This window comes from Rhizobium sp. ZPR4 (genome assembly GCF_040215725.1).
Classification (GTDB): domain Bacteria; phylum Pseudomonadota; class Alphaproteobacteria; order Rhizobiales; family Rhizobiaceae; genus Rhizobium; species Rhizobium rhizogenes_D.
In genome coordinates this window covers 1,296,409-1,313,287 of sequence record NZ_CP157968.1, presented here as the reverse complement: position 1 = coordinate 1,313,287, position 16,879 = coordinate 1,296,409, and the positions used below count along the sequence as shown (strand labels likewise).

At 60.8% G+C, this 16,879-nt stretch carries 13 protein-coding genes; 6 read left to right on the top strand and 7 right to left on the bottom strand.

Annotated features, from left to right (window positions below; genetic code table 11):
* Positions 1-288 precede the first annotated feature (288 nt).
* From ABOK31_RS25640 to ugpC, 6 genes are all read left to right on the top strand, one after another.
* On the top strand, positions 289-1,245 hold the full coding sequence (locus ABOK31_RS25640) for a LacI family DNA-binding transcriptional regulator (protein ID WP_349959540.1): 957 nt from the start codon (positions 289-291) through the stop codon (positions 1,243-1,245).
* Positions 1,246-1,290: 45 nt separating this feature from the next.
* Entirely contained in the window at positions 1,291-2,529 is a 1,239-nt protein-coding gene (locus tag ABOK31_RS25635; RefSeq protein WP_174173180.1) for a sugar ABC transporter substrate-binding protein, read from the top strand.
* Between the two features lie 67 nt (positions 2,530-2,596).
* Entirely contained in the window at positions 2,597-3,514 is a 918-nt protein-coding gene (locus tag ABOK31_RS25630; protein ID WP_349959537.1) for a sugar ABC transporter permease, read from the top strand.
* On the top strand, positions 3,511-4,374 hold the full coding sequence (locus tag ABOK31_RS25625) for a carbohydrate ABC transporter permease (RefSeq protein WP_349959534.1): 864 nt from the start codon (positions 3,511-3,513) through the stop codon (positions 4,372-4,374). Before ABOK31_RS25630 ends, ABOK31_RS25625 begins: the two co-directional genes overlap by 4 nt.
* 23 nt (positions 4,375-4,397) lie before the next feature.
* Positions 4,398-6,329 (top strand): glycoside hydrolase family 127 protein, encoded by a 1,932-nt coding sequence (locus tag ABOK31_RS25620; protein WP_349959531.1) that lies wholly within the window; start codon positions 4,398-4,400, stop codon positions 6,327-6,329.
* Between the two features lies 1 nt (position 6,330).
* Positions 6,331-7,404 (top strand): sn-glycerol-3-phosphate ABC transporter ATP-binding protein UgpC, encoded by a 1,074-nt coding sequence (gene ugpC, locus ABOK31_RS25615; protein ID WP_174173184.1) that lies wholly within the window; start codon positions 6,331-6,333, stop codon positions 7,402-7,404.
* Positions 7,405-7,524: 120 nt separating this feature from the next.
* Here the strand turns inward: ugpC and ABOK31_RS25610 are convergent, their stop codons facing one another.
* From ABOK31_RS25610 to ABOK31_RS25580, 7 genes are all read right to left on the bottom strand, one after another.
* Complete coding sequence (locus ABOK31_RS25610; protein ID WP_349959528.1) at positions 7,525-9,795, bottom strand: FdhF/YdeP family oxidoreductase; 2,271 nt, start codon at positions 9,793-9,795, stop codon at positions 7,525-7,527.
* Positions 9,796-10,038: 243 nt separating this feature from the next.
* Positions 10,039-10,989: a lytic transglycosylase domain-containing protein gene (locus ABOK31_RS25605; protein ID WP_349959525.1), complete on the bottom strand. Its 951-nt coding sequence runs from the start codon at positions 10,987-10,989 to the stop codon at positions 10,039-10,041.
* Positions 10,990-11,100: 111 nt separating this feature from the next.
* Positions 11,101-12,213: an anhydro-N-acetylmuramic acid kinase gene (locus ABOK31_RS25600; RefSeq protein ID WP_349959523.1), complete on the bottom strand. Its 1,113-nt coding sequence runs from the start codon at positions 12,211-12,213 to the stop codon at positions 11,101-11,103.
* Between the two features lie 10 nt (positions 12,214-12,223).
* Positions 12,224-13,225 (bottom strand): serine hydrolase, encoded by a 1,002-nt coding sequence (locus ABOK31_RS25595; protein WP_349959521.1) that lies wholly within the window; start codon positions 13,223-13,225, stop codon positions 12,224-12,226.
* Positions 13,226-13,259: 34 nt separating this feature from the next.
* Positions 13,260-14,999, bottom strand: a complete 1,740-nt coding sequence (locus tag ABOK31_RS25590; protein WP_349959520.1) for an ABC transporter ATP-binding protein — start codon at positions 14,997-14,999, stop codon at positions 13,260-13,262.
* A complete protein-coding gene (locus ABOK31_RS25585; protein WP_349959519.1) occupies positions 14,996-15,835 on the bottom strand; it encodes an ABC transporter permease in 840 nt (279 codons plus the stop codon). The genes ABOK31_RS25590 and ABOK31_RS25585 overlap by 4 nt, the downstream gene beginning before the upstream one ends.
* Positions 15,835-16,794: an ABC transporter permease gene (locus tag ABOK31_RS25580; RefSeq protein WP_349959517.1), complete on the bottom strand. Its 960-nt coding sequence runs from the start codon at positions 16,792-16,794 to the stop codon at positions 15,835-15,837. Before ABOK31_RS25580 ends, ABOK31_RS25585 begins: the two co-directional genes overlap by 1 nt.
* Positions 16,795-16,879: the final 85 nt, after the last annotated feature.

Here is a 16,879-nt window from a genome sequence, read left to right as displayed (position 1 = left end):
AAATTGACGCGGCGGCCGGACCGACAAGGTCTCAGCCGCCGCATTTGTCTTCACTATACGCATTCGATGGGCATTCCGCGGTGACCTGCACATCCACGACGCCTTCACCCCGCTTCTCTCAGCCTCCTCCCCTTCCACGCAAAAATTTTTGAGAAAAGCTTTTCTCTAGTTGACTCTTTGATTGAGAAAAGCTTTTCTCAGAGAAACTCGAATGGGAGAAGACATCTGGAAAATCAGCGTGCGAAGAGCGGACGCGCAACGATTCACGACGTTGCGGCGGCTGCGGGTGTGAGCATTTCAACGGCATCCAAGGCCTTGAACAATACCGGCCGTATGGGCGATGAGACCCGCGAAAGGGTCAAGCGCGCCGCCGCCGACATCGGCTTCCGTCCAAATGCGCTCGCCAAAGGATTGCTCAGCAATCGCACGTTTACGATCGGTCTTCTGACCAACGATACATACGGGCGCTTCACGCTGCCGGTCATGGCCGGCATCACGGAGGCACTCGTCGATCACGGCGTCTCGGTCTTTCTTTGCACGATCGAGGACGACCCGGCACTTGGAAAGGTTCATGTGGACGCCATGTTGGACAAGCATGTGGACGGCATCATCGCCTCGGGGAAGCGGATCGACCGCCGCCTGCCAGTCGATCTGTCCAATCTGCCGGTCCCGGTCATCTATGCATTCACCGAGGGCGCGCCGGGAAGCGTCACCTTTTGCGCAGATGACTACCAGGGAGCCGCGCTTGCTGTCGAATGGCTGCAAGAGCTTGGCCGGCGCCGGATTGCGCATGTGACCGGCCCGGACAGTTTCGTTTCGGTGCGGGAGCGCGCCAGGGCCTATCGCGATCTCGCCGGGGACAAGTTGCCGGTCATGTACGGCATGTGGTCGGAGGCCTGGGGTCACGACGCTGTGGCACGGCTATGGAGTATGGCCGGAGAAAAGCCGGATGCGATCTTCTGTGGCAACGACCAGATCGCCCGCGCAGTCGTCGACGCGCTTCGCGAGCGCGGCGTACAAGTGCCGGAGGATGTCTCGGTAGTCGGTTTCGACAATTGGGAGATCGTTGCCGCCCAGACGCGGCCGCCGCTGACGACGGTCGACATGAATCTTAAAGCCCTCGGCCGCGAGGCCGGGCTCACGGTTCTGGCTCTCGCGGAAGGACGCGACGTCGAACCTGGCATCAGAACTTTGCCGTGCGAACTTGTCGTACGGCAATCATGCGGGGGAAGCCCCCGTCGTTGATTAAAGGAAAAGGGGCTGACGGGAGTAGCCCCATGGGAGGAGAACATGATGAAGCGATTTCTGGCCGCGACTGGCCTCATATCCTTAATGCTTGCATCCGGTGCATCTGCCGAAAACATCTCCATGTGGGTTCGAAGCGGCATCGGCGATTCCTTCAAGAAAGTCGTGGAGGCCTATAATGCCGGCCATGACGACAAGGTCACGCTGACCGAAGTGCCCTTCGGCGAACTCGTGCAGAAATATGCGACCGCCATTGCCGGCGGTCAGGCGCCTGACGCCTTGTCGATGGACCTCATCTATACGCCGGCCTTTGCCGCCGCCGGCCAGCTCGCGGACCTGACGGACTGGGCCAAAAGCCTGCCCTATTTCAATTCTCTGTCGCCCTCACATGTGAAGCTCGGCACCTATGACGGCCACATCTACGGCCTGCCCTTGTCCGTCGAGACTTCAGTCTTTGCCTGGAACAAGGACCTCTATAAGAAGGCCGGCCTCGATCCTGAAAAGGCTCCGACGACCTGGGAAGAGATCGAGCAGAATGCTGAAAAGATACGCGCACTCGGCGGCGATACCTATGGCTTCTACTTCTCGGGTGGCGGCTGCGGTGGCTGCATGATCTTCACGTTTACGCCGCTCGTATGGGGCGCAGGCGCCGACATTCTCTCGGCAGACGGCAAGAAGGCGACCCTCGACACACCGCAGATGCGCAAGGCTGTCGGCTTCTATCGCGACATGGTCAAGAAGGATCTGGTGCCGGCGGGTGCCGCAAGCGACACCGGCGCCAATTTCCTCAGCATCAGCAACGGCAAGATCGGCCAGCAGAGCATCGGCGCCTTCTCGATCGGTACACTGATCACCCAATATCCCGATATCCACTTCGGCGTGACGCTGATCCCCGGCGTCGACGGCAAGCCGTCTTCCTTTGCGGGCGGCGACAATTTCGTCATCTCAAAGGGCACGAAGAAGCTCGATGCGGTGAAGAAGTTCCTCGAATACACCTATTCGCTCGAGGGGCAGAAGATCATGGCGAAATATGGCAGCCTGCCGACACGGGGCGATATTGCCGATCAGGTGCTTCAGGGTCTTGATCCGCGCATGCAGGTCGGGCTGAAGGCGATCTCCATCGCCAAGACACCCTATACGCTGCAGTTCAACGACCTGATCAACAGCGCCAACGGCCCCTGGGCCGGCTTTACCAACGCCGCCATCTTCGGAAGCGATGTCGATGGCGCTTTCTCCAATGCCCAATCGGAAATGCAGTCGATCATCGACAACGCCCAACAGTAATCGATCCATCAACACCGGGGAGCCTCAAGGCTTCCCGGTTCCTCCATCGCAACATCGGGAGCATTCCATGGCTGGCCCTGGAGCTATCGCAACCGTGCGTCCGCGAAAACGGCGACGGCGTGCCAGCTGGCACGGGTTTCTCTATATCGCGCCGGCCATGGCGCTGGTCTTGATCTTCTTCGTCCTGCCGGTGGTTTTTACCTTCTGGATGAGCTTCCACAACTGGCCATTGCTCGGCAATCCGCGTTGGATCGGCTTCGGCAACTACACACGCATGTTCTCCGACGTCCGTTTCATGGCTGCATTGCGCTTTACCGCCTATTACACCGTCATCGTCACCATTGCGATCTTCGCCGTCGCCTTCCCGCTCGCCTTCTTCGTCGAAAAGCATCGGCCGTTCGTCGGCTTTTACCGAACCATCATCTTCCTTCCCGTTGTCGTCGGGCTTGCGACGGCCTCGCTGCTCTGGGTCTGGCTTGCCAATGTCGACAGCGGCTTCTTCGCACCGGTCGCGCTGGCGCTCGGTCTCGTCGACAAGAGGCCGAACCTGCTTGCCGATTTCGACATGGCATTTGCCACGATCATCGTCATGGTGGTCTGGAAGATCGCCGGCTTCACGATGATCATTCTGCTGACCGGCCTGCAGGCGATCCCCTCCGAACTGACCGAGGCCGCGCGGATCGATGGCGCCAAGCGCTGGCAGCGTTTCCGGCATCTGACCCTGCCGCTAATGCGCCGCACCATCGCGCTTGCGCTCATCATCTCCATCACCGGATCGGTGCTCGCCTTCGACCAGTTCTACATCATGACATCAGGCGGCCCGCAAAACCGGATGATCTCGGTGGTCTATTACATCTTCAACCAGTCCTTCGTGTCCTTCAATCTCGGCTATGGCGCAGCACTTTCGATCGCGCTCCTCGTCATCCTGGTGCTGATCAGCATCGTCCAGCTCTGGCTGCTGCGTGTCGGGGAGGACAAGCCATGACCACTGCAAAGGAGCGCCGCGCAAGGCGCAAGCTCTTAGATGGCATCGGCTATCACGGCATCGGCGTCGTCATCGTTATCTTCTTCTTCGCGCCGTTCGCAATTGCCCTGCTGTCATCGTTCCGGCATGGAACCGAGGCGAGCCTTCCGCCGCTGCCGCCATGGCCGACGACCGGCTTCAGCTTCGATGCCTATCGCTCGCTCGATGGCTTCGGCGCCGGCGTGGTGCAGCATACGCTGAACTCGCTTTTCGTCTCGGTCGCAACCGTGCTTTTGACCGTCATCGTCAGCCTGCTCGCCGGCTACGGTTTCTCGCGCTATCGCTTCCCCTTCAAGGGCGCGCTCTTCATCCTGATCATCGCGACGCTGATGATCCCCTTCCAGTCGATCCTGACGCCGCTTTTCATCATCCTGGCACGGCTCGGCCTCAACAATTCACTGATCGGGCTGACGCTCGTCTATGTGACGCTGCAGCTTCCCTTTTCGGTCTTCATGATGCGCAACGCCTTCGACGCCGTGCCGAAGGAGATCGAGGAAGCGGCGCGCATCGATGGCGCCCGCGATCTGAAGCTGCTGTTCCGGGTTCTTTTCCCCCTGGTGCTGCCTGGCGTCGCGACCGTTGCGATCTTTGCCTTCCTCAATGCCTGGAACGAATTCCTGGCAGCATTGGTGCTCCTGTCGAGCAACGAGAAATTCACCCTGCCGGTGCTGATGATCGCCGTCAGGACCGGTCGGCTTGGCGCCGTCAACTGGGGTGCGGTCCAGGCCGGCATCGCCGTCATGACCATCCCCTGCGTCATCGTCTTTCTGCTTCTGCAACGCTACTACATGCGCGGGCTGATGGCCGGCGCGGTGAAATAACCCTTTAAGCAAGGATCAAAGCCATGTCTGACAAGCAAAACCGCCAGTTCCGCCCCCTGCCCGTTCCGAATGTCGAGCTTGCAGGCCTTTTCGGCGCGCGCCAGGATGCAATCTGCAATTCCACCGCGGCAACGCTGCTCGACCGCTGCGTCGAAGCCGGGATGATCCAGGCCATCGACGTCAGCCAGCCGAGCCCCGGTATCGTCATTCCCTTGCAGACCTGGTCGGGCTCGACGCAGATGTTCTGGGACAGCGATCTCGGCAAGTCGATCGAAACCATCGCCTATTCCCTTTATCGCCGCCCCAATGCCGAGCTGGAAGCGCGTGCGGACGCCATCATCGACATGTATGAAAAGCTGCAGCAGGAGGACGGATACCTGAACGCCTGGTTCCAGCGCGTCCAGCCCGGCCGCCGCTGGACCAACCTTCGCGATCATCACGAGCTTTATTGCGCCGGCCATCTGATCGAGGCGGCCGTCGCCTATTATCAGGCAACGGGCAAGCGCAAGCTGCTCGACATCATGAGCCGCTTTGCCGATTACATGATCACCGTCTTCGGACATGGAGAAGGCCAGCTGCGCGGCTATTGCGGCCACGAGGAGGTGGAGCTCGCGCTCGTCAAGCTCGCCCGCGTCACGGGCGAGAAGAAGTATCTCGATCTCGCAAAATACTTCATCGACGAGCGCGGCCAGGAACCGCATTTCTTCACCGATGAAGCGCTGCGCGACGGCCGCGATCCGAAAAAATTCGTGCAGAAGACCTATGAATACAGCCAGTCGCACGAGCCGGTGCGCGATCAGACCAAGGTCGTGGGCCATGCCGTGCGCGCCATGTACCTCTATTCCGGCATGGCCGATATCGCCACGGAATATAATGACGATACCCTGACCGCGGCACTCGAGACGCTCTGGGACGACCTGACGACCAAGCAGATGTATGTGACCGGCGGTATCGGACCGGCCGCCTCCAACGAAGGCTTTACCGACTACTACGATCTGCCGAACGAAAGCGCCTATGCCGAAACCTGCGCCTCCGTCGGTCTGGTCTTCTGGGCCAACCGCATGCTCGGCCGCGGTCCGAACCGCCGCTACGCCGATATCATGGAAGTGGCGCTCTATAACGGCGCCATGGTCGGACTGTCGCAGGACGGCAAGACCTTCTTCTACGAAAACCCGCTGGAGAGCGCCGGCAAGCATCATCGCTGGACCTGGCATCATTGCCCCTGCTGCCCGCCGAACATCGCGCGCCTGCTCGCCTCGGTCGGCTCTTATATGTATGCCGCAGCCGACAACGAGATCGCCGTCCATCTCTATGGCGAAAGCAAGGCCCGCGTGCCGCTCGCCGGCGGCGTGACCGTACAGCTTTCCCAGACGACGCATTACCCCTGGGACGGCGCAATCCGCTTCGACGTCAGCCCCGATCGTGCGGCCAAATTTGCGCTGTCGCTGCGCATTCCTGAATGGGCCGAAGGCGCGACGCTCGCGATCAATGGCGCGCCGGTCGATCTGGCAACAATCACCGTCGATGGCTATGTCCGCATCGAACGGGAATGGCAGGCAGGCGATCGTGTCGACCTCATCCTTCCGCTCATCCCCCGCACGCTGTTTGCCAACCCGAAAGTCCGCCAGGATGCCGGGCGTGCTGCCCTGATGCGCGGGCCGCTCGTCTATTGCGTCGAGACCACGGACAACGGTCACGATCTCAACGGCATTTCGCTTTCCAGCGATCCGGCATCCGCCAAAACCGCGGAAATCGCCGCGCTGGAAGGAGCGGTCGCGCTCGACGTTCCCGTGACGCGCGAGACGTCTGACTGGGGTTCCGATCTCTATCGCACGGCGCCACCGAAAAGCGCTGTTTCCACGGCGCGCTTCGTCCCCTATCATCTCTGGGACAATCGCGAACCCGGTGAAATGCTTGTCTGGATCCGCGCCGATCAGATGCAGCGCGGAGCCTAGCATGACAAAGAACAGCATGCGCCTGACCGGCGTCCGCAAGAGTTTTGGCGGGCTGGAGGTCATTCACGGCATCGATCTCGACATACCGGAAGGCGCTTTCGTCGTCTTCGTCGGCCCCTCCGGCTGTGGCAAATCCACGCTGCTGCGCATGATTGCCGGGCTGGAGGAAGTCACCGACGGCGAGATCGCCATCAAGGGCCGGGATGTCACCGATCTCGATCCTTCCGAGCGCGGCATCGCCATGGTCTTTCAGTCCTATGCGCTCTATCCGCATATGAGCGTGCGCGACAATCTCGGTTTCGGGCTGAAAATGGCCCGAACTGATGCATCCGAAATCGAAAGACGCGTGCGATCCGCCGCCGCGATCCTCAAGATCGATCATCTATTGGACCGCCGGCCGGGACAGCTTTCCGGCGGCCAACGCCAGCGCGTCGCCATCGGACGCGCCATCGTTCGCGAGCCGGACGTCTTTCTCTTCGACGAGCCGCTCTCCAATCTCGATGCGGAGCTGCGCGTCTCGATGCGCATCGAAATTGCCCGACTGCATCGCGAGCTCGGCAATACGATGATCTATGTCACGCACGACCAGACCGAGGCCATGACGCTCGCCGACAAGATCGTCGTGCTGAGAGACGGCCGGATCGAACAGGTGGGCAGCCCACGCGAGGTCTATGAAGATCCGGCCAACAGCTTTGTCGCCGGCTTCATCGGCTCGCCAAGGATGAACATGATCGAAGCGACGTGGTCCGATGACGGGACGGCGAAGGTCGGAAACGGCAGCATCAAGGTAGACCTTTTACAGACCAAGCCATCAGCGGGCGAAAAGATCCTCCTTGGCATGCGCCCCGAACATTTCGTCGTCACGTCAAATGCGGACGATGCCGTGCGAGTCACGGTCGACGTCACCGAATATCTAGGCGGCACCCGCTATCTCTACTGCCAGACAGAGGACGGCCAGGCGATCATTGCCGAATATCGCGACGGACCGGAGATCGAGCGCGGCGACACGCTCCACCTGCATTGCCCGCCCGAACGCCGGCGCTATTTCGACAAACAGGGAGGACGGCTGCGGTAGATGCTTTGCCTAGCCAACCCACATACTCATTGCCCGATGGCCGGCGGGCTGTCTGCGACCTCACCAAAGTAGGCATCATCCAGCCAACAAGGTAAAAATCGTTGGCTGGATGTCGGTATATCAAGCCGCTTTGCTGACCCGCACCGGAACGGATTTATAGGACGGTGTGCCGCTTTCTTTGTCCTGGTAGTCGATCGGGATCAGGCAATTTGCCTCCGGGTAATAGGCGGCGACAGAGCCCTCGGAAATATCGTAGGAAATCGCCGTCAGCTTCAAGAGCCGCTTGCCGCCGGAGGGAAGTGCGGTCTCGATCTCGACCAGATCGCCATGCTCCAGCCCTTTCGCCTTCAAATCCTTGTCGTTCATGAACAGGACGTCGCGGCGGCCGAATACGCCGCGATAGCGGTCATCGAGGCCATAGATCGTCGTGTTGTACTGATCGTGGCTGCGGATGGTGGCCAGCTTGAGGATGGTTCCATCCGAAAGCAAGATATCTTCGTTGAGGCCGGAAAACAGCTTGAACTCCGCCTTGCCCGACGGTGTCTTCCAGACGCGCTCCGTCGGCCCGATTGGCAGACGGAAGCCACCCGGCACGCGGATACGCTCATTGTAATCGGCGAAATCCGGGTAAACGATTTCAATCTTGTCGCGGATCAGATCGTAGTCGGTGATGAGCTCCATCCATGCAACCTTGCTGCTCGGCAGGGTCGCCTGCGCCATCGCAGCAACAATGGCAGGCTCCGAACGCAGTTGATCCGAGGCCGGTTTCAGCCGACCACGCGAGGCATGCACCATCGACATCGAATCCTCGATCGTGACCGATTGAGCGCCGGTCGCCTGAATGTCCTGCTCGGTGCGGCCGAGCACGGGAAACAGGAAAGACTCCTTGCCGATCAAGAGATTGGAACGATTGAGCTTGGTGTTCATATGAACGGCGAGATCGAGCTTGCGCATGCTTTCAGCACAGAGATCCGGATCGGGAAGCGCGATCGAGAAATTGCCGCCGAGGCAAAGCAGCACTTTGGAGCGTCCCTCCGCCATCGCCTGCATGGCGGCAACTGCATCGTGACCATGATGAGCCGGCGACGTGAAACCGAACGCCCGTTCGATGCCTTCGATCAGCGCTGGAGTCGGCTTTTCGGTGATCCCGACGGTGCGATTGCCCTGCACGTTGGAATGGCCGCGCAGCGGGCAGATGCCGGCGCCGGGCTTGCCGAAATTGCCGCGCAACAGCAAGAGGTTGGCGATCTGCTGGACATTCGCCGTTCCCTTGGCATGCTGGGTGATGCCCATGCCGTAAGCGACGATCGTTGCCTTCGACTTTGCATAAATGGCGGCAACCCGCTCCAGATCAGCGCGGGCAAGACCGGAGACCCGCTCGATATCAGCCCATTCCGTCCGGTTGATGTCGTCAACGAGAGCCTCGAAGCCCGTGGTGTGTTCGGCGATGAATGCGTGATCGAGAACATCCGGCGACGTTTCGGCAAGCGCCAGAACAGCTTTCATGATGCCCTTGAGGGCCGCGGCATCGCCACCGATCTTCACCTGATAATAGGACGATGCGATCCGCGTCGAACCGAAGGTTCCCATTTCGATGGGGTCCTGCGGGTCGGCAAAGCGCTCCAGCGCCCGCTCCTTCAGCGGGTTGAAGACGATGATCGGCACGCCGCGGCGCGAGCATTCATGCAATGTACCCATCATGCGCGGATGGTTCGTGCCGGGATTGTGCCCCATCGAAATGATCAGATCGCATTCGTCGAAGTCGTCGAGCGAGACAGTACCCTTGCCGATGCCGATCGATTGCGGCAGGCCGACGCTGGTTGCCTCATGGCACATGTTCGAGCAATCGGGGAAATTGTTGGTACCGTATTCGCGGGCAAAGATCTGGAAGAGAAACGCCGCCTCGTTGGAGGCTCGGCCCGACGTATAAAATTCGACCATATCCGGATCGGGCTGGCTTCGCATGACCTCGCCAATGCGGGCAAAGGCGTCTTCCCAGGCAATTGGCTGGTAGGTATCGGATGCCCGGTCATAGACCATCGGATGCGTCAATCGGCCGGAATTTTCCAGCTCATAATCGCTCCACGTCAAAAGTTCACTGACTGTATGCTTGGCGAAGAACTCGGGCGTCACGCGCTTGTTGGTTGCTTCCCAGGTGACGGCTTTGGCGCCGTTTTCGCAAAACTGGAAGGTGGAGGTGTGTTCCTTGTCGGGCCAGGCGCAGCCGGGGCAATCGAAGCCTGTAGGCTTATTGGTGCGCAGGAGAAGACCGGGCGCCTCGGTGATATCCATCTGCTCACGCACCGCATTGGCCGTGGCTTTCAACGCGCCCCAACCGCCAGCAGGGCTGTTATAGGGACGAATACCGGGGACTTCACGCTTCCGCGCCATGATACGCTCCTTTGGCTACCCAAACGGCTTCCTCCCAAAGGCCGGGCTTACAAGAAATAAGCTTGCGACATCAGGGAGTAAAGCACAATCAAGCGACAGAAAATCAAACAATCCCCCAGCGTGATGAAGCCATGTGCAAGCTAGTGCATTTCCGCTTTTCTTCGCATCACGAAAATGCTCTATCCTCTTGTTTGTTCTCGCATTCCGGATGGAAAACCGCTGCGCACTTTTCCTGGAATTGCTCTAGTTCTTGAAGACGAGGCAGGAGCCACCCTGCTGCCGGACCTGCGTGCAAACGGCATCCGCTTCCTCCCGTGTTTGCCGAGGAATGCGCGCCGCATAACGGACGCGGCGGCCGAAGTCGGCATTGCGCTGACGCACGATCAACGGCTTCTCAGTATTCAGCGGTGACGGCAGTTTTCTTATGTTTGCGATAAACAGACGGCGAGCGGCATCCAACTGGAAATGCTCGGCCAATTGCGCGCCCCAGGGCGCCCAGGGCCGCTCCTGCTCCAGGGGAGTGGGTTTCAGGCGCCTGCTCTGCGCAAGCGCGACGCAGGAATCGACAAACGGCTTGCTCTTATCCAGCACGGGAGCTGCGATATCTGGCGGATCATCGCGCCACTCCTCGACGCTATGGGCAGTGATCGCGCTCACATAGTTGCGCGTCTCATAGGGAAGTCCGCCGGAGTTCAGGAAATTGGCAAGACCGGCTTCGCCGGCATTATAAGCAGCGGCAGCCAATCCCAAATTGCCGAAGCGGTCCCGCAATTCATCAAGATAGGTCGCCGCCTTGCCGAGCGCCTCAAGCGCGTCGTAGCTGTCACGCACGCCACGCAGCTTCGCTGTTCCCGGCATGAATTGTGCGATGCCGCGCGCGCCCTTGGGGCTTACCGCATCGGAGCGAAAGAGGCTTTCGCGCCAGACCAGACGCGCCAGATAGTCCGGCGGCAGATGGTTGCCATGCGCGAAATATTCGATGGCAGTGCAGAGATCGCGATTGTAACTGTCCTTACGCAGGCACAGCGTTTGACCCGTCTCCGTCGTTAGTGGCCCGGAGACGCAGACGGGCGGCGCCACGCTCCATTCCGGCTGCGCGACTGCTGGACCGAAGGCCGAAACAGCAATGATACATGCAATCGCAGAGGCAACGATGGTGCCGACGAAGCCTGCCCTATGCTGCCTGCCTGTCATCTAAGCGATATCCGTCCGAAACCAACCGATCGCAAATTCGCGGCCTCTTCATAACATCGAAGGCGAGCGGCGAAAACCTCAGATGCGACGACAGTCGCTGGCAGACTACTATTACGCGAGGCGCCCGCCGCGCATCGGCGCAGGCACGCCCGTCGTGCCGGGAAAGCTGATTGGCATGCCGCGCAGCACACGCACGGCGAGAAACGCAAAGCACTCCGCCTCGACAGCATCGCCGCGCCAGCCGAGATCTTCGGCAAAGATCGGTTCGACGCCGGCCCGGCTCTTCAGCATCGCCATGATCGTCGGATTGTGCCTGCCGCCGCCACTGACGACAACCTTGCTCGGTCTGCGCGGCAAAAGATCCAGCGCCTTGCCGACGGCACTTGCCGTGAAGGCTGACAGCGTGGCGGCACCGTCTTCCGGACCAAGGCCATCCGCCATGGCGGCGCCGAAGTCGAACCGATCGAGCGATTTCGGATAGGGTGCCGTGAGATAGGGATGCTGCAGCAGCTTTTCGAGCCGTGCCTCATCGACCTTGCCGGCGCGCCCAAGCGCACCGTCGCGATCCATATCCCCGAGCCCGTGGGATTTGATGAAATCGTTCAAGGGCGCGTTGGCCGGGCCTGTATCGAAAGCAACGAAATTGCCCTCGCCATCCCACCAGGTGACATTGGCAACGCCGCCGAGATTGAGAATGGCAACCTCTCCTGCCGCACCCGCTCCGCGCAACAGCGCGGTGTGATAGGCTGCGGCAAGCGGTGCGCCCTGCCCACCGGCGCGCATGTCGGCCGAGCGGAAATCATAGGCGACCTTTGTGCCGAGGATCGAACGCATCAGCTCACCATCACCAAGCTGGCGCGTCTGCCCCAACCTGTCCTTCTGCGGTGCCCGATGCAAGACCGTCTGGCCATGAAAGCCGACGACGCCGATATCGGCCATCGTCATGCCGTTGTCTTCGACCAGTTCCCTGACCGCCTCCGACTGGGCTCGCGTCAGCGCCTCCTCGGCGGCCTTGAAGATTGCCGGCTCAGGCCCTTCGAAATTCCATGCCCGGGCCTGCCGCAGCGTCTCTTCCAGCAACTCCCGAATCCAGCTGGGATAAGGCGCCAGAACATAGGGGCCGAACTCCTCGATCCGCTCGCCGTCCGTCTTCAGCATGGCGACATCGATATTGCCGTCAAGGACGGTCCCGGTCATCAGACCGACTGCCCAGATTGGTTCCATGGTCAGGCTCCTATGCTGCGTTGACGTGATCGCTGACGGCCTGACGAAGCGCCAGTATGCCGCTGTCGAAATGGCGTGTCGGATGAATGCGGTTGGTGAGCAAGGTCCAGGCCCTGCCCCTGTCGAAGTCGATCCAGAGCGCCGTACCTGTGAAGCCCGTATGGCCGATGGTTCCGGACGAGCAGAGAGCGCCGCCATGCCAGCCGTCATGAGGCCGCTCCCAGCCATGCGTGCGCGTTGCCGAAAGCGGCGTCCGCATCAGGGCGATCGACTGGGCAGATGCGCCGCTACCGTCAAGTAATCCCCTTGCAAAATCGAGGATCGCGTCAGCCGTTCCGAACAGGCCGGCATGGCCGGCGCCCTGCAGCGCCGAGCAATTGTCGTCATGGACTTCGCCCGACAGGATGCGATGCCGCCAGGTGCAGTCTTCGGTCGCGGCGGCGAGCTCGGGCGGCGCAGAGAAGGCAAAACCCGGGCCTGCATCCATGGCCCGAATGGTTTGTCCGGCCAGTCGTTCCAGCGCAAAACCGAGCAGGATGAAATTGATATCGGAATAGACGGGCGGACCGGCTCGCCATTCGCGCTGCAGGATGAAGGCGCGCAGGAGATCCGGGTCGCGACCATAGGTATAGATCGGCTCGACCGCTGGAAACGGAGTCTGATGCCCGAGGCACTGGCGAAACGTCACCTTTCGTTCCCACGCTTCGGCGCTGTATTGGCGAAGATCGGGCAGGAGCGTCGTCAGCGGCGCATCAAGGTCGATCGTGCCGGCTTCCGCCAAGGCCAGAATGCGCGGCGTGGTGAAAATGACCTTGGTGAGCGACGCAAGATCGAACCAGGTATCGGCGAGCATCGGCCTGGCGCTCGGCACCTTCTGCGCCGAGCCGGTGGCGCGAACCTGCCGGTTGCCGTCGAGATCGATCATGCCAAGCACGCCGCCGGGAATGCGCGCCGCCGCGACCGATTGTTCGAGCGGCGTGAGGGCCCGATCGAAACGTTCTTGAAACTGCATGCTCCCCCCTGTTGCCATCTCGCCTCTCCTTCGCTCAGGCTTCCGCCAAAGCGATGTGATCCGGCGCGAAGCGGCGCCACTCGGGAACGACCGGCTCGAAGCCCAGGGGTCGCACCAGCGACGGAACCTGGCGTGTGTCGAGCGTGAAGTTTTCCTTGCGCCGCGCAACCGTCGGAACCGCTGCGATCAGCCGCCTGGTATAGGAATGCTTGGGCTCCGACAAGACGGAGGCAGCATCGCCGATCTCGACGATCTGTCCGGCATAGATCACCGCAATGCGATGAGCGATGCGCTCCACGACCGCCATGTCATGCGAGATGAACAGATAGGCAAGCCCGTATTCGCGCTGCAGTTCGATCAGCAACTCCAGAACCTGCGCCTGAACGGACACGTCGAGCGCCGACACCGCTTCGTCGAGCACCAGCACGGAAGGGTTCAGCATCAGCGCACGCGCGATGCAAAGTCTCTGACGCTGGCCGCCTGAAAACTCATGCGGGTAGCGCTCAAGGGCATTTTCCGGCAAGCCCACGCGCTTCAAAAGCATGGTCATCCGCTCCCGCGTTTCGGCGGAAATGCGGCCACCCGCGGCGATCATCGGTTCGGCGAGGATGTTGTCGACGCGCAGTCTCGGATTAAGCGAGGCATAGGGGTTTTGGAACACCATCTGCACGGCGCTGGTGCGATCGGCAGCCTTGCCGGCATTGGTCGTAAACGTGCCGCGCGTCGACTTGACCAGTCCGAGGATCGCCCGCGCAGTCGTGGATTTGCCCGAGCCGCTCTCGCCGACGATCGCCAGCGTCTCGCCGGGCATCAGATCGAAGCCGACCCCTTCGACGGCATGGACCGCGCCGGCCGACCGCCGCAGGAAGCTGCCCTTGACCGGGAAGCGGACAGTCAAGCCGTCCACTTTAAGCGCCGGCTTAGCTTGCGTCTCGTCACGCTGAAAATCCGTGCGCGCGGCCTGCCCTGAAGCGAAATGCGGAACGGAATGCAGAAGATGCTGGGTGTAGGGGTGCTTGGGATGATCGAGGATCTGATTGAGCTCGCCCTGTTCCACCGCCTGGCCGGCCTGCATCACCATCACCTTGTCGGCAATGCCGGCAACAAGGCCGATATCATGCGTAATGAAGATCATCGACATGCCCGTCTCGCGCTTCAGTTCGGCGAGCAGCGCCATGATCTGCGCCTGGACGGTGACATCGAGCGCCGTGGTCGGCTCATCGGCGATCAGCAGGCGCGGATTGCAGGCAAGCGCGGTCGCGATCATCACACGCTGGAGCATGCCGCCGGAAAGCTGGTTCGGGCAATAGGTGAGACGGCGCGCGGCATCGGGAATGCGCACGCGATCCAGGGCATCTTTGGCGGCGGCCTTTGCCTGGCTTCCCGTCAGGCCACGATGCAGCCTGAACGATTCCTCGATCTGCGTGCCGATGGTGAGAACCGGATTAAGGGACGTCATCGGCTCCTGGAAGATCATGCCGATCTCGGCGCCACGGATCTTCGTCAGCTCCGCTTCGCTGGCCTTGGTGAGATCCAGAATATTGTTGTCGGCACGCTTGAGGCGGATCGACCCGCCGATGATGCGGCCGCCGCCGAAATCGACGAGACGATTGATCGAAAGCGCCGTGACCGACTTGCCCGAACCGCTCTCGCCGACGATTGCCAACGTCTCGCCGGCTTCAAGATCGAAGCTGACACCGCGAACGATGGGATTGGCCTCAGGGTTACGCCCGAAACCGACGCGAAGATCCGAGACCGAGAGAAGCGGTGTCATACCGTGGACCTCCGCATCTTCGGATCAAGGATATCGCGCAGGGCATCGCCGAGCAGGTTGAAGCCGAGAATAGAAATCATGATGGTCACGCCCGGGAAGATCAGCAGCCACGGCGCTGTTTCCATGAGATTGCGGCTATCGCTCAGCATCAGGCCCAGAGAGGATGCCGGCGGCTGTGTTCCCAGGCCGAGGAAGCTCAGTCCGGCCTCGGTCAGCAACGACCAGGCAAGCGCCAGGGTCACTTGCACCGTCAAGGGTGCAACGAGATTGAGCAGGAGGTGGCGCGTCAGGATATAAGATCGGCTGCTGCCGAAGGTGCGGGCGGCATCGACGAAATCGCGTCCCTTCAGCGAAAGGGCCGGGCCACGCACCACGCGGGTAAAGATCGGCGTGTAAACGATCGCGATCGCGGCAACGCTGGTCCAGGTGCCAGGACCGACGATGGCGATGATCAGAAGCGCAAGCAGGATCGCCGGAAAAGCCAGAAGCACATCCATGGTGCGCATGATGACGCCGTCCCAGCGCTTGCCCGACCAGGCGGCGGTCAGGCCGAGTACGGTGCCGACCAGGGTCGCTAGCGCAACCGAAAAGAAGGCAACGGTGAAAGATTCGCCAACGCCATTCATCAAGCGGCTGGCCACATCACGCCCCAGCAGGTCGGTACCCATCCAATATGCAAAATTGGGCGATTGCAGGCGAGCCAACGGATTGCGCGCCACGGGATCATGAGGCGTCAGGCCAAGCACACCAAGGATGGCAATGATGATGTAGACGAGCACAATCACGCCGCCGATCCGGCCGCTCATATGGGAAAAAATGGCCTTGGCGATCCACATCAGCCTTCTCCCAGGCGGACGCGCGGATCAAGCGCGACATAGGCGAGATCGACGAGCAGGTTGACGATCATGAAGTTGAAGGCAATGAACAGGACGCAGCCTTGCACCAGGGCATAATCGCGCTGCTGGATTGCATCCAGGACCAGACGTCCCAGTCCCGGCAAGGCATAGATCTGCTCGACCAGCACGGCGCCGCCAAGTAGATAACCGAACTCGACGCCGCTCAGCGTCACCACAGGGATCAGCGCATTCGGCAAGGCATGGCGCCAGATGACGCCGCGCGCCGGCACACCACGGCTGCGGGCGGTCCGCACATAATCATCACTCAAGACATCGAGCATGGCAGAACGTACGACGCGCGTCACCGAGGCTGCGAAGGCGAAGCCGAGAGTTAGTGCGGGTAGGATCATCTGGCCGAGATTTTCGAGCGGGTTTTCCCAAAGGGGCGTGAAGGCGCCCATGGTCGGCAACACCCCGAAACCGGCAGACAGAGCATAGATTAACAGCAGACCGAGAACGAAATTTGGCGTGGACTGCCCGATCATGGCAACGATGCGCACGACAAGATCGGACAGCTTTTCGTTTCGCGTGGCGGCAAAGACGCCAGCCGGCAGGCCGATGGCGAGCGCGATCACCATGGAAAGCAAGGCGAGCTCCAGCGTCAGTGGAAAGCGCTCAAGGATGATATCGAGCACCGGCTTGCCGTAGGTGACGGAAATGCCGAGATTGCCCTGAAATACCCCGAGCAGCCAATGCCAATATTGGACGGGCCAAGGCTGATCGATGCCGAAATAGGCGGCAAGAGCTTGACGCTGCTCCGGCGTCAAGAGACCGGCATTGGTGCCGAGCATCGCCGTGATCGCGTCGCCCGGCACCAGCCGGATGGCGACGAAGACGAAGATGGACACGCCCAGCATGATCAGCGGGAATGTCATCAGCCGGCGCGTCAGGTATGCCATTGCGATTCCTCAAGAACAATTCCAACACATATGCGAAGTGATTTTCGCTGGAATTGCGTGAAAACAAGGAGATAGAGAGTTTCTC

Coding starts and splice junctions, on each gene's coding strand:
- ABOK31_RS25635 (WP_174173180.1), top strand. CDS start 1,291: ATGATGAAGCGATTTCTGGCCGCGACTGGCCTCATATCCTTAATGCTT.
- ABOK31_RS25630 (WP_349959537.1), top strand. CDS start 2,597: ATGGCTGGCCCTGGAGCTATCGCAACCGTGCGTCCGCGAAAACGGCGA.
- ABOK31_RS25625 (WP_349959534.1), top strand. CDS start 3,511: ATGACCACTGCAAAGGAGCGCCGCGCAAGGCGCAAGCTCTTAGATGGC.
- ABOK31_RS25620 (WP_349959531.1), top strand. CDS start 4,398: ATGTCTGACAAGCAAAACCGCCAGTTCCGCCCCCTGCCCGTTCCGAAT.
- ugpC (WP_174173184.1), top strand. CDS start 6,331: ATGACAAAGAACAGCATGCGCCTGACCGGCGTCCGCAAGAGTTTTGGC.
- ABOK31_RS25610 (WP_349959528.1), bottom strand. CDS start 9,795: ATGGCGCGGAAGCGTGAAGTCCCCGGTATTCGTCCCTATAACAGCCCT.
- ABOK31_RS25605 (WP_349959525.1), bottom strand. CDS start 10,989: ATGACAGGCAGGCAGCATAGGGCAGGCTTCGTCGGCACCATCGTTGCC.
- ABOK31_RS25600 (WP_349959523.1), bottom strand. CDS start 12,213: ATGGAACCAATCTGGGCAGTCGGTCTGATGACCGGGACCGTCCTTGAC.
- ABOK31_RS25595 (WP_349959521.1), bottom strand. CDS start 13,225: ATGCAGTTTCAAGAACGTTTCGATCGGGCCCTCACGCCGCTCGAACAA.
- ABOK31_RS25590 (WP_349959520.1), bottom strand. CDS start 14,999: ATGACACCGCTTCTCTCGGTCTCGGATCTTCGCGTCGGTTTCGGGCGT.
- ABOK31_RS25585 (WP_349959519.1), bottom strand. CDS start 15,835: ATGTGGATCGCCAAGGCCATTTTTTCCCATATGAGCGGCCGGATCGGC.
- ABOK31_RS25580 (WP_349959517.1), bottom strand. CDS start 16,794: ATGGCATACCTGACGCGCCGGCTGATGACATTCCCGCTGATCATGCTG.